Origin of the sequence: Pseudomonas putida (assembly GCF_050990305.1) — a bacterium.
GTDB classification, from domain to species: domain Bacteria; phylum Pseudomonadota; class Gammaproteobacteria; order Pseudomonadales; family Pseudomonadaceae; genus Aquipseudomonas; species Aquipseudomonas putida_AH.
In genome coordinates this window covers 6,367,833-6,380,513 of sequence record NZ_CP158817.1, presented here as the reverse complement: position 1 = coordinate 6,380,513, position 12,681 = coordinate 6,367,833, and the positions used below count along the sequence as shown (strand labels likewise).

Sequence of the window (12,681 nt, the reverse complement as noted above, 5' to 3'; positions counted from 1 at the left end):
GCAGAAGCTGACTATAAGGAGAAGGGGTGTTCATATTGCGTATCAGCAAACCCTGTGGCGATGTGTCGCCAACGCGAGCCCGGGCCGCCAATTGCCCGACGGATAAAAATTTTACCGTCGGACGAGCGGCACTTTTTAGCGCTCGGGCTAGTCTTAGCGTGGATCGCGGTGACGGACGTCACTTCACCTGTCTACGCTATCCTTGTGCGAGACTCACGCAGGAATCCAGCGCAATATGAATGTCCTGATCGTTGATGACGACCCCCTAGCCCGCGAGCGCCTGAGCCGAATGGTTGGCGAACTCGAGGGATACAGTGTCCTGGAGCCCAGCGCCACGAATGGCGATGAAGCGCTGGCACTGATCGACAGCCACAAGCCGGATATCGTGTTGCTCGATATCCGTATGCCAGGCCTCGATGGTCTGCAAGTGGCCGCGCGATTGTGCGAGCGTGAAACCCCGCCCGCCGTGGTGTTTTGCACAGGACCCGATGAATTTGCCGTGGAAGCCTTACAGGCCAGCGCCGTAGGCTATGTGGTGAAGCCGGTGAGAACTGAACATTTACACGACGCATTAAAAAAAGCCGAACGCCCCAATCGTATGCAACTCTCGGCCCTGACCCGCCCGGCCGCAGAAAGTGGCAGTGGCCCTCGCAGCCATATCAGCGCACGCACTCGTAAAGGGATCGAGCTGATTCCGTTGGATCAGGTGGTCTATTTTATCGCCGATCACAAATACGTGACCTTACGCCACGAAACTGGCGAAGTGCTGCTTGATGAGCCTCTGAAGGCCCTTGAAGACGAATTTGGCGACCGTTTCGTGCGCATCCACCGCAATGCACTGGTCGCTCGCGAGCGTATCGAACGCTTGCAACGAACGCCCCTGGGGCACTTTCAGTTGTTCCTCAAAGGTCTCAATGGCGACGCATTGATCGTCAGTCGGCGTCATGTGGCCGGTGTGCGGAAAATGATGCAGCAGCTTTGATTCGCAGGTCGCAGGCGAGTTTCTCACCCGATTGCCGGACATCCGGGGCCAGGGAGGCCGAGTAGTTTCTGATACAAGTCAAAGTGGATTTGGCTGAGCTGTTATTATCTGCCGTATCTATTCAGTACGGATTGATCCATGTCCTCTCGCCAGATCCGCATCGCCACCCGCAAAAGTGCTCTTGCCCTGTGGCAGGCCGAATACGTCAAAGCCCGTCTGGAGGAGGCCCATCCCGGTCTGCTCGTGACGTTGGTCCCGATGGTCAGTCGCGGCGACAAGCTGCTCGACTCGCCGCTGTCGAAAATCGGTGGCAAGGGATTGTTCGTCAAGGAGCTGGAAACCGCGCTGCTGGAAAACGAAGCCGATATCGCCGTGCACTCGATGAAAGACGTGCCGATGGACTTCCCTGAGGGGCTCGGGCTGTTCTGTATTTGCGAGCGTGAAGATCCACGTGATGCATTTGTCTCCAATACCTACGCCAGTCTCGATGAATTGCCGACAGGCAGCATCGTCGGCACGTCGAGCCTGCGTCGCCAGGCCCAACTATTGACCCGTCGCCCGGACCTGGAAATCCGCTTCTTGCGCGGTAACGTCAATACGCGCCTGGCCAAACTCGATGCCGGTGAATACGACGCCATCATTCTGGCGTCCGCCGGGTTGATCCGCCTGGGCTTTGAAGATCGCATCACGTCGGCCATCAGTATCGACGACAGCCTGCCAGCCGGTGGGCAAGGCGCGGTGGGGATCGAGTGCCGCAGTGCCGACAGCGAAATTCACGCGCTGCTGGCTCCGCTGCATCACCAGGATACCGCCACGCGCGTGACCGCCGAACGCGCCCTCAACAAGCATCTGAATGGTGGCTGCCAAGTACCGATCGCCTGCTACGCCGTGCTCGAAGGCGAGCAGATCTGGTTGCGTGGTTTGGTGGGTGATCCGAGCGGCGGCCTGTTGCTCAGTGCCCAGGCGCGTGCACCGCGTGGCGACGCCGAAGCCTTGGGTGTGCGAGTGGCCGAAGACCTATTGAGCCAGGGCGCTGCCGATATTCTGAAGGCGGTCTATGGCGAGGCAGGGCACGAGTGACGGGCTGGCGCCTGTTGCTGACGCGTCCGGCGGATGAGTCCGCGGCACTGAGTAGCCTCTTGGCCGAACAGGGGGTTTTCAGCAGCAGCCTGCCGCTTTTAGACATCGTGCCGATTCCTGCCTCTGACACAATGTGCGATGTATTTCGGACACTGGATCGCTACTGTGCGGTGATCGTAGTGAGCAAGCCTGCAGCGCGGATCGGCGTCGAACTGCTCGAACGGTTTTGCTCGCAAACACCGCGCATGAAGTGGTTCAGCGTTGGCGCGGCGACGGCAGGCATTCTTGAAGATCATGGCCTGGACGTGAACTTCCCGGAGGAAGGCGATGACAGCGAGGCCTTGCTCGAACTTGCGAATTTGCGTGAGGCTATCGCCCGGCCGGACCCGCGTGTACTGATCCTGCGCGGGGAGGGTGGGCGCGAACTGCTGGCCGAGCGCTTGCGTGAGCGAGGTGCTAGTGTCGAGTATCTGGAGCTGTACCGCCGCGAGCTGCCGCAATATCCGTCGGCAGTGCTGCCCGAACGGATCGAATCTGAACGCCTGAATGCGCTGGTGGTCAGCAGTGGACAGGGTTTTGAGCACCTGCATCAATTGGCTGGCGATGCCTGGCCGCAATTGGCGCGGTTGCCGTTGTTTGTACCAAGCCCCAGGGTCGCCGACATGGCACGTGCCGCCGGCGCCCTGACAGTTGTGGATTGTCGTGGCGCCAGTGCCACGGCCTTGCTGACGGCGTTACGGGAGCATCCCGTACCCGTTCTCTAATGCAAAGGATGGATACGTGAGCGAAACAGCCTTGCCTAAAGATGGCGTCCGCCCCGTGCTTGATGCGCCGGTCGATGCACCTGTAGACGAAATGCAGTCGTCCCCTGCTGCAACGCCGCGCCGAGGCAATGGGTTGGCAATCGTCGCGCTGCTGCTGGGCGCTGCCGGTGTCGCAGTGGGCGGTTGGGGCGTTTGGCAGGTGCGTCACCTGCAAGCGACCAACCAACAGCAGTTGAGTCAGGTGCAGGCGTTGAGCGATGAGGCGCAGAGCCTGAAACTCAATGAGCAGCGCCTGAGCGCGCGCCTGGAACAACTGCCCGGTGCCGATGTGCTGGAAGAACGCAGTCGCCTGGTAATTCAGCTGCAGGGCGACCAGCAGCGACTCAATCAGCGTCTGGAAACCGTCCTGGGTGCCAGCCGCAAGGACTGGCGACTGGCCGAGGCCGAACACTTGTTGCGTCTGGCCAGCTTGCGCTTGTCGGCGTTGCAGGACATCAGCAGCGCCCAAGCGCTGGTACAGGGCGCCGATGAAATTCTTCGTGAACAAAATGATCCCGGCGCTTTCGCCGCTCGCGAGCAAGTGGCCAAAACCCTAGTGGCGTTACGCAGTACCGAGCAGCCGGACCGCACGGGTCTGTTCCTGCGCCTGGGCGCGCTGCGCGAGCAGGTGGTCGGCCTCACCGAGCTGGCACCCGAGTACAAGGACCGTGGCGAATCCCTGCTGGGCCTGACCGCCGACGGAGACGGCGCCAGTCGTTGGGCGCAATGGTGGGATCAGATTTCGCGCTACATTCGTATCGATTTCAACGCCGATAAAAATGTCCGTCCGTTGCTCGCCGGACAAAGCCTGAGCCAGGTGCGCCTGGCGCTGAGCCTGGCACTGGAGCAGGCGCAATGGGCCGCACTCAATGGCCAGGCAGCGGTTTACAGCCAGGCGCTGGACGAAGCGCGTGACGTGCTCAAGGGCAACTTCAACCCGGACAACCCGCAGAGCAAAGTGATGCTTGAACAGGTGGCCGAACTGAGCAAGCAACCTGTCACCGTGGTTACTCCTGACCTGACCGGTACCCTGAGCGCGGTTCAGGGGTATCTGGAGCGGCGTAATATCAGCGCCGAAGACTCGGTCAAACCGCTGGCCAAACCTGCCGCGAACGCCGCGCAGGAGACCACGCCATGAAGCGCTTGTATGTGATCGTGTTTCTGGCCATCGCCGCGGCGGCGGCGCTGGGGTTGGCGATTGCCGAGCATTCCGGTTACGTGCTGATTGCTTATAAAAGTTTTCGCTTCGAATCGAGTCTGTGGGCGACGCTGGCTTTGGTTGCAGTGCTCTGGCTGGTCATCTGGGGCATCAAGGCGCTCATCGAACTGGTGACGACGTCTGGTGGCGTGGTCAACCCCTGGTCGCGGCGCAATCGCAGTCGTCGAGTTCAGGTCGCGATCGAACACGGCCAACTGGATTTGGCCGAGGGCCGCTGGGCCAGTGCACAGCGTCACTTGCATCGTGCGGCCGAAGCCGAGCGCCAGCCATTGCTGTATTACCTCGGCGCTGCCCGTGCCGCGAATGAGCAAGGGCATTATGACGAGAGCGACAGCCTGCTGGAGCGGGCGCTGGAGCGTCAGCCCCAGGCCGAACTGGCCATTGCCCTGAACCACGCACAGCTGCAGACCGATCGAGGCGATACCGACGGCGCTCTGGCGACCCTTGAGGCGATGCGCGAGCGACACCCTCATAACGCGCAGACTCTCCGTCAGCTGCAACGCCTGCATCAACAGCGGGGCGACTGGTCAGCAGTGATTCGCCTGTTGCCGGAATTGCGCAAGGACAAAGTCCTGCCACCGGCTGAACTGGCCGAACTCGAGCGCCGTGCCTGGGGCAAGAACCTGTCCCTGGCAGCGCATCAGGAAGAAGATGGAACCGTCGGCTTGCAATCGCTGAGCCGGGCTTGGCAGCAGTTGACGTCGGCTCAGCGTCAGGAGCCGCAACTGGTGCTGGCCTATGCCGAGCAATTGCGGCAGCTGGGCGCGCAGGTCGAGGCGGAAGAGGTCTTGCGCACCGCGCTCAAACGCAACTATGACAGCCACCTGGCCCGACTCTATGGACTGGTTCGCGGCAGTGATCCGGCGCGTCAGTTGCAAGTCGCGGAGGGGTGGCTCAAGGATCATCCCGCCGATCCAAGCCTGTTGTTGACCTTGGGACGACTGTGTCTGCAAAGCAGCCTGTGGGGCAAGGCCCGGGATTATCTGGAAAGCAGTTTGCGTGTGCAGCGTAACCCGGAAGCCTGTGCTGAGCTGGCGCGGCTGTTGGCGCAAATGGGCGACACCGAGCGTAGCAACCAACTGTTCCAGGAAGGTTTGGGCTTGCTCGATGAGCGCTTGCTGGCAGCGCCGTTGCCGATGCCGGTTCGCGCTTGATGAATGAATGACGGGGGTGCTCGATTGAGCGCCTCCATCGCCGAACGTGTCGAAATTTTACCTACGCCGTGTGTCTTCAGAGGAGTCCTACAGAGGGCTGCACCTAATCCTCTAGCTGCTGTCGGGAATTCCCTACACTCCTGCTGAAGTGTCCCTACCAACCTGTCTTGATACGCCGGAATACTTTCCTCTACCGTAGCCGTCGGTCCTAACTGTTACGGAAATGCCATGTCTTTGGCCTGCACACGCTCGTTGTTTTTCACGGTTTTTGTTGCGGGTGCCCTGGTCTTGGGCGCGTCCTACTATCTGGAATACTCCGTCGGCCTCAAACCATGCGGCTTGTGCCTCTTGCAGCGGGTTTGCCTGGCGCTGCTGACAAGTGTCTGCCTCGCGGCTGCCATGCACGGGCCAGGTCGTCTGGGTTCTTTTTTGTACTGGTTGCTTACACTGCTCTATAGCCTGGCCGGGACAGCCACGGCATCGCGACAAGTGTTGCTGCAAAATGATCCGATGCATCAGCTATCGGCCTGCGCTTCAAGTCTCACTGAACTGTTCGCCAGCGCGCCCTGGATCAGTGTTGTGCAACAGATGTTCAATGGCACGCTCGATTGCATGCCGATTTCCTGGACGTTGTTCGGTCTGAGCATCCCCGAGTGGAGCTTGCTGTTCTTTGCCGCGATATCGGTTCTGGGTGTTTATCAGCTGTTGCGCCTGGTCTGGATCGGTAGGCAACGACCGCTCAGCGGCGAGTCGTCGCACTTGACCCCGATCAGTGATTAAACACTTGTATGAACTTTATCGCCTGCGTACCTTGAAGCCTCAGTCGCGCGGGCATAATCTGGCCCGCACGTGTCATTGGAATTATGTTGCTCGATGACGCTCTGCCTGGCCGCCCATCAAGAGGCAAACAGGCATAGAGCAGCTGACCCACAAGGGAAGAGAGATCACCATGCTCGAAAGTTGTCAGAATGCTCAGGAACGCTGGGGTGGAGTGCACCTGCTGATTGACCGCTGGTTGCAGGAGCGCAAAGAGCTGATCGATGCATACGATGGCCTCGGCGCCGAGCCAGAGGCATTGTCTGCGAACCGCAAACCCTTGCAGGAGTTTTGCGGCGTGCTGGTCGATTACGTGTCTGCCGGCCACTTCGAGATCTATGAACAGCTGACGGGGGAGGCCAAGGCTTTCAACGACAAGCGTGGTCTGGAACTCGCCGAAACCCTCTACCCACGCATTGACGTCATCACCGAGAAACTCCTCGCGTTCAACGACCTCTGCGATGAAGGCAAATGCGTCGCCGAGAAGTTCAAGGAGCTGGGTGGGTTGTTGCACGAGCGCTTCGAACTGGAGGACTGCCTGATCGAAGTCCTGCACACGGCGCACAAGGAAGAAGATCCGGTTCAGGCCTGATCGTTCTTCTAGCAAGACTCAAAAAAACGGTGCGCCAAGGCGCACCGTTTTTCATTTGCGCGATCAGCTGGCGGCGCCGCGCAATTCAACCTCAAATACCAGTGGCGTGAACGGCTCGATCAGGTCACCGGCACCGTCGGCGCCATAGGCTTGTGCCGATGGAATCACCAGCCGCCATTTCGCGCCGACTGGCATGTTCTGCAAGGCGCTGCGCCAACCGCTGATCACGCTATCAAGACTGAACCACTGTGGTTGGCTGTTCTGGTCGAACACCGTGCCGTCGGGAAGGCGTCCGATGTACAGCACCTGTACCTTGCCATTCGGCCCGGCTGTGGCGCCATTCCCCGATGCCAACTCCGTCAGAAGCACCCCATCCGCCAGTTCACGAACACCGGGTTTGGCTTTTTCCTCGGCGAGAAAACGCTGCTCGTTTTCCAGAGCGCGTTCGCTTTGCGGTGCAGGTGTTTGCATGGCAACCCGGGCTTCGTGTTCCGTCAGAATCTGTTCGATCTGCTCGTCTTTCAACGCCAGCGGTTTGCCTTGATAGGCTTGTTGCAATCCTTCGACCAGCGCTTTGAGTTGCAGATCGGGAACCTCCTGGCGCAAGCGTTCACCCAGACTTGCGCCTAAGCTGTAAGCGAGATCGTGGGCGTCATTTTCCGAAGTTTTTTCGGCGGCTTGGGCCACGGAAAAAATCACGCACAGCGATAAAAAAAAGTAGCGCGACATGGTCACTCTCCGACCTGAGATGCGGGCGATTATGCCAGTGCGAAAGCACTCAACGGTGAACTGCTTTTGTTCAAGTGCAGAAGATTTTCCATCTGTTGCAACGCAACGCTCTGGATACTGTCAAGATGCCCTAGCGGCGGTAGCAGCAGAGGTCTAGTATGAGCCGCACCCACGTCAGCCAGGAGGTAAACCATGTCGGCCACCAAGAAGCCTGTAAATACCCCGTTGCATCTACTCCAACAACTCTCGAGCAGCTTGCTCGAGCATCTGGAAACCGCTTGTTCCGAAGCGCTGGCTGATGCTGAAAAATTGCTCGCCAAGCTGGAAAAGCAGCGCGGAAAAGCGCAAGAAAAATTGCACAAGTCCCGCACCAAATTGCAGGATGCAGCAGCAGCCGGAAAGGCCAAGGCACAAGCCAAAGCCAAGGACGCAGTGAAGGAACTCGAAGACCTGCTCGACGCCCTCAAGGCGCGTCAGTCGGACACCCGTGGATACATTCTGCAACTCAAGCGCGACGCTCAAGAAAGCCTGAAACTGGCTCAGGGCGTCGGTCGTGTTCAAGAGGCTGTCGGCAAGGCATTGTCCCTGCGTGCGGCCAAACCTGCTGCGGCCCCTGCGAAGAAAGCCGCTGCCAAACCGGCTGCTGCAAAAGCACCGGCCAAGCCTGCCGCTAAACCGGTTGCCAAAGCACCGGTGAAGGCCGCAGCAAAACCTGCCGCTAAACCTGCGGTGAAAAAACCGGTCGCTGCTAGTGCAGCAAAACCTGCTGCCAAACCGGCTGCGGCAAAACCTGCTGCCAAGCCTGCGACTGCTAGAACGGCTGCCGCAAAACCAGCTGCCAGAACCGCTGCCGCGAAACCGGCCGTGGCAAAAACCGCAGCTGCCAAACCAGCTGTTAAGCCAGCAGCAAAACCCGCTGCAAGAACGGCCGCTGCAAAACCTGCTGCCAAGCCGGCCGCTAAACCGGTTGCGGCTAAAACCGCTGCCAAGCCAGCTGCAAAACCAGCCGCAAAACCGGCTGCAAGAACGGCTGCCGCTAAACCTGCGACCGCCAAGCCAGCTGCCGCAAAACCTGCCGCAGCGAAACCAGCCGCCAAGCCTGCCGCTGCCAAGCCAGCTGCGAAACCCGCCGCTGCAAAACCAGCCGCCAAGCCCGCAGTGAAAAAGCCTGTCGCCGCTGCCAAGCCGACCCCGGCACCTGCTGCCAAGCCAGCAACTCCAGCGCCAGCGCCAACCACTTCGGCCGCTCCAGCGCCGGCCGCAACGACCTCGACGACCACCACGGCGCCAGCGCCAGTTGTACCGTCGAACTCTGCTACCACCCCAACCAGCGCTTCCTAAGTGCCGGATACCGCGACGCGCAGCTGATGCAGCGCGTCGCGGTCCGGGTGGGGGGCACACGCCGCTACATCTTCGAGCCAGACAGCTAAATCGGTGGCTTCATCCTGAGGCCAGTCCTGCGTCAATTGCTCCAGTCGCAATAACAGATGCCGTTCGGCTTCCAGTTCCAGCGCCTTCACTTGTTCACGCAACGTATGCAGCCCGACATCTTGAGTGGCCGCGGTTTTCCATTGCATACGCAAAGCCCGCAACGGGCGCACGACGCCAGCGTCCCAGGGCTCGACCGTGCTGCGAAGTTGCTGCAAGCGCTGTTCATTGCAGGCGACTCCCCGCTCAGCCAACCACGCTGCGCACAGCAGCAGGCACACATTGACGCCTGTCGACTGCAAATGCAGGCATGCACGCTCAACGCCTGGACGAGCGTAAAGGGACAGGGAAAAGCTCCACAGGTCAGAGGACATAGTGCTACTCGCGCCAGTTGCGAGCGAAGCTGGTAGACTCCGCCGCCATTATGATTCGACTTCAGAACCTGACTTTACAGCGTGGCCCGCAACGTCTGCTAGAAGACGCCGAGCTGACCCTGCACGCCGGCCAGAAAGCCGGCCTCATCGGTGCCAATGGCGCCGGCAAATCGAGCCTGTTCGCCTTGCTTCGCGGTGAACTGCACCCGGACTCGGGTGACTGCTTCCTGCCGGCCGACTGGCGTATCGCCCATATGCGCCAGGAGGTCGACACGCTCGAACGCCTGGCGGTCGACTACGTGCTCGATGGCGACCTGCGCCTGCGCCAGGTGCAACGCGAACTGGCGGCGGCCGAAGAGGCCCATGACGGCGCCGCACTGGCTCGCCTGCACTCGGAGCTCGACAGCGCCGACGGTTATACCGCCGATGCCCGCGCTCGCAAGCTGCTGGCCGGCCTTGGGTTCACCAACGAGCAGATGGATCGGCAAGTCGGAGACTTCTCCGGTGGCTGGCGGATGCGTCTGAACCTGGCGCAGGCATTGATGTGCCCCTCGGACCTGTTGCTGCTCGACGAACCGACCAACCACTTGGATCTCGATGCCATCATCTGGCTCGAAGAGTGGCTCAAGAGCTATCCCGGCACTTTGATGCTGATTTCCCACGATCGCGACTTCCTCGATGCCGTGGTCGATCATGTGGCTCACGTCGACCAGCGCAAGATCACCTTGTACCGCGGTGGCTACAGCGCCTTCGAGCGTGCCCGCGCCGAACGTCTGGCCCAGCAACAGCAGGCTTACGAGAAGCAACAGGCGCAACGTGCGCATATGGAAAGCTACATCGCCCGCTTCAAGGCCCAGGCCACCAAGGCCCGTCAGGCCCAGAGCCGGATCAAGGCGCTGGAGCGGATGGAAGAGCTGACGGCCGCCCATGTCGATTCGCCGTTCGACTTCGTTTTCCGCGAGTCGCAGAAAATATCCAGCCCGCTGATCGACCTGTCCGATGCCCGGCTGGGTTATGGCGAAAAAACCGTGCTGGAGAAGGTCAAGCTGCAACTGACACCTGGCGCGCGGATCGGCTTGCTCGGCCCCAACGGTGCCGGTAAGTCGACCCTGATCAAAAACCTCGCCGGTGAGCTTGAGCCGCTGGCCGGCCGCTTGACCCGTGGCGAGAACACGGTCGTTGGCTACTTCGCCCAGCATCAGCTCGATTCCCTGGATGCCAAGGCCAGCCCGTTGCTGCATCTGCAGCGTCTGGCCCCGACCGAGCGCGAGCAGACCCTGCGCGATTTCCTCGGCGGCTTCGACTTCCGCGGTGCGCGGATCGACGAGCCGGTGCTGAATTTCTCCGGTGGCGAGAAAGCGCGTCTGGCCCTGGCGTTGATCGCCTGGGACCGACCGAACCTGTTGCTGCTCGACGAACCGACCAACCACTTGGACCTGGAGATGCGCCTGGCACTGACCATGGCTCTGCAGGAGTTCAGTGGTGCGGTACTGGTGGTCTCTCACGACCGTCACCTGCTCAAAAGCACCACGGATAACTTTTTCCTGGTGGCCGATGGCAAGGTCGAAGAGTTCGACGGCGACCTGGAAGACTACACCCGTTGGCTGGTGGATTACCGTCAGCGCAATGCGCCGGTCAGCAGCACTCCGGTTAATCCGGACAAGACCGACAAGAAAGCCCAGCGTCAGGCTGCGGCCGCCTTGCGTCAGCAACTGGCACCGCACAAGCGCGAGGCCGACAAGCTCGAAATCGAACTGGGCAAGCTCCACGAGAAGCTGGCAAAAATCGATGCCAGCCTCGGTGATAGCGATATCTACGAACCGGCGCGCAAGAACGAGTTGCGTGATCTGCTGGCCGAGCAGGCCAAGCTGAAGGTGCGTGAGGCGGAGCTGGAAGAGGCCTGGATGGAGGCCCTGGAACTGCTGGAAAGCATGCAGGCGGAGCTGGAGGCGTTGTCCTGATGGACGCCTTCAGGCTGCCGCTGCCGGCAGTGTGGGTCGAGCCAATCTGGCTCGGTGTACAGATCCTGCTGATTTTGCTGGCCGGCTACGTCGCCCAGCGTTTTGTCGCCAAGGGTCTGACTCGCCTCGGTGAGCGCTATCCGTTTCCGCCTCAATTGCTGATGCCCCTGCGCGGTGGACTGCGCTGGCTGATCATGGGCAGTGCACTGATTTTCGTACTGGAACGCCTCGGGGTTTCTGCCACGGTGCTCTGGACAGCATTGTCCGGTTTTGTCGCGGTCGCGGCGGTGGCGTTTTTCGCGATGTGGAGCGTGCTCTCCAATCTGCTCTGCGCCATCCTGATCTTCACCGTCGGCCCGTTCCGTCTCGGTGATGTAGTCGAATTGGTGGACACCACCGACAAGCCCGGCGTCAAAGGTCGGGTGGTGGCGATCAATCTGCTGTACACCACGTTGATTGAGGCCGAAGAGCTCGGTACCGGCAGCGCCATGGTGCAGGTGCCCAATAGCTTGTTCTTCCAGCGTTCGGTGCGGCGTTGGCGGGGCTCGGATGTATTCCCTTCCAGCGGGTTTGAGAAGTAAGAAAAGATCGCAGCCTTCGGCAGCTCCTACATTGGAATGTGATTTCCTGTAGGAGCTGCCGAAGGCTGAGATCTTTTGCTGTTGGCGTTCATCGGTTCAATTAACATCCTGCAAAAAATCGGTGGTCATCGGCCCAAAGCCGCATTAGCTTAGATGTCTGTCACGAGTCTGAGTCGAGGTGTGCGATGGAGCTTCAAACATGGCTGGCGTTTTTTGCCGCCTGTTGGGTGATCAGTCTGTCTCCGGGCGCTGGCGCGATTGCGTCGATGTCCAGCGGGCTGCAATACGGTTTCTGGCGTGGATACTGGAACGCCTTGGGCCTGCAATTGGGCCTTGCCGTGCAAATTGCCATCGTCGGCGCCGGTGTGGGTGCCATCCTCACGGCATCGGCTACCGCCTTCTATGCGATCAAGTGGTTCGGTGTTGCGTACCTGGTCTACCTCGCGATCAAGCAATGGCGTGCACTGCCCAGCGACATGAGTGACGAGGCGGCTATCCGCCCGATCGGCAAGCCGCTGGTCCTGGTGTTCCGTGGTTTTCTGGTGAACATCAGCAACCCGAAGGCTCTGGTGTTCATGCTCGCGGTATTGCCACAGTTCATCGACCCGCATGCGCCGCTGCTGATCCAGTACGTGATCATCGGTGTGACCATGATCTGCGTCGATCTGATCGTCATGGCTGGATACACCGGTCTGGCCTCCAAGGTGCTGCGCCTGTTGCGTACGCCTAAACAGCAAAAACGCATGAACCGTACGTTTGCCGGGCTGTTCATCGGTGCGGCGGCGTTCATGGCGACGCTGCGAAAAGCGGCGATGTAAACGCCGGCGGCACAAAAAAAGGCGACCTTTTCAGGTCGCCTTTTTTGTTTCCCAAAGGCCGCGAGCCCTTTGTCACGGCATTCAAAGCTTGAGTGAAAATCACTGAGAGGGAACAATATGTTACTTCGTATTTCCAAATGAGAT

At 60.1% G+C, this 12,681-nt stretch carries 13 protein-coding genes; 11 read left to right on the top strand and 2 right to left on the bottom strand.

All coding sequences use genetic code 11. The features are described from left to right. Positions 1-235 precede the first annotated feature (235 nt). The 7 genes from ABTV22_RS29060 to rsd all read left to right on the top strand — a co-directional run bounded on the left by ABTV22_RS29060 (position 236) and on the right by rsd (position 6,646). Positions 236-982: a LytR/AlgR family response regulator transcription factor gene (locus tag ABTV22_RS29060; protein WP_433737779.1), complete on the top strand. Its 747-nt coding sequence runs from the start codon at positions 236-238 to the stop codon at positions 980-982. Between the two features lie 138 nt (positions 983-1,120). Continuing rightward, positions 1,121-2,062, top strand: coding sequence for a hydroxymethylbilane synthase (gene hemC / locus ABTV22_RS29055; protein WP_433737778.1), 942 nt, complete (start codon positions 1,121-1,123; stop codon positions 2,060-2,062). After that, a complete protein-coding gene (locus ABTV22_RS29050) occupies positions 2,059-2,826 on the top strand; it encodes a uroporphyrinogen-III synthase (RefSeq protein WP_433737777.1) in 768 nt (255 codons plus the stop codon). The genes hemC and ABTV22_RS29050 overlap by 4 nt, the downstream gene beginning before the upstream one ends. 16 nt (positions 2,827-2,842) lie before the next feature. Beyond that, entirely contained in the window at positions 2,843-4,003 is a 1,161-nt protein-coding gene (locus ABTV22_RS29045) for a uroporphyrinogen-III C-methyltransferase (protein WP_433737776.1), read from the top strand. Then, positions 4,000-5,238 (top strand): heme biosynthesis protein HemY, encoded by a 1,239-nt coding sequence (locus ABTV22_RS29040; protein ID WP_433737775.1) that lies wholly within the window; start codon positions 4,000-4,002, stop codon positions 5,236-5,238. Before ABTV22_RS29045 ends, ABTV22_RS29040 begins: the two co-directional genes overlap by 4 nt. Positions 5,239-5,466: 228 nt before the next feature. After that, positions 5,467-6,018: a disulfide bond formation protein B gene (locus ABTV22_RS29035; RefSeq protein ID WP_433737774.1), complete on the top strand. Its 552-nt coding sequence runs from the start codon at positions 5,467-5,469 to the stop codon at positions 6,016-6,018. A 169-nt stretch (positions 6,019-6,187) separates the two neighbouring features. Next, positions 6,188-6,646 (top strand): sigma D regulator, encoded by a 459-nt coding sequence (rsd, locus tag ABTV22_RS29030; RefSeq protein ID WP_433737773.1) that lies wholly within the window; start codon positions 6,188-6,190, stop codon positions 6,644-6,646. A 63-nt stretch (positions 6,647-6,709) separates the two neighbouring features. Here the strand turns inward: rsd and ABTV22_RS29025 are convergent, their stop codons facing one another. Beyond that, positions 6,710-7,375 (bottom strand): FKBP-type peptidyl-prolyl cis-trans isomerase, encoded by a 666-nt coding sequence (locus tag ABTV22_RS29025; protein ID WP_433737772.1) that lies wholly within the window; start codon positions 7,373-7,375, stop codon positions 6,710-6,712. A 192-nt stretch (positions 7,376-7,567) separates the two neighbouring features. On the opposite strand from ABTV22_RS29025, the gene ABTV22_RS29020 reads away from it, so the two are divergent. Further along, positions 7,568-8,716: an AlgP family protein gene (locus ABTV22_RS29020; protein ID WP_433737771.1), complete on the top strand. Its 1,149-nt coding sequence runs from the start codon at positions 7,568-7,570 to the stop codon at positions 8,714-8,716. On the opposite strand, the gene ABTV22_RS29015 is transcribed toward ABTV22_RS29020, so the two are convergent. Continuing rightward, positions 8,713-9,177 carry a TIGR02444 family protein gene (locus ABTV22_RS29015; RefSeq protein ID WP_433737770.1) on the bottom strand — a complete coding sequence of 155 codons (465 nt, stop codon included), beginning with the start codon at positions 9,175-9,177 and terminating at the stop codon, positions 8,713-8,715. The genes ABTV22_RS29020 and ABTV22_RS29015 overlap by 4 nt on opposite strands. A 50-nt stretch (positions 9,178-9,227) precedes the next feature. On the opposite strand from ABTV22_RS29015, the gene ABTV22_RS29010 reads away from it, so the two are divergent. The 3 genes from ABTV22_RS29010 (at position 9,228) to ABTV22_RS29000 (ending at position 12,537) form a co-directional block, all read left to right on the top strand. Then, positions 9,228-11,138: an ATP-binding cassette domain-containing protein gene (locus tag ABTV22_RS29010; RefSeq protein ID WP_433737769.1), complete on the top strand. Its 1,911-nt coding sequence runs from the start codon at positions 9,228-9,230 to the stop codon at positions 11,136-11,138. Beyond that, on the top strand, positions 11,138-11,719 hold the full coding sequence (locus ABTV22_RS29005; RefSeq protein WP_433737768.1) for a mechanosensitive ion channel domain-containing protein: 582 nt from the start codon (positions 11,138-11,140) through the stop codon (positions 11,717-11,719). Before ABTV22_RS29010 ends, ABTV22_RS29005 begins: the two co-directional genes overlap by 1 nt. Positions 11,720-11,904: 185 nt before the next feature. Next, entirely contained in the window at positions 11,905-12,537 is a 633-nt protein-coding gene (locus ABTV22_RS29000; RefSeq protein WP_433737767.1) for a LysE family transporter, read from the top strand. Positions 12,538-12,681: the final 144 nt, after the last annotated feature.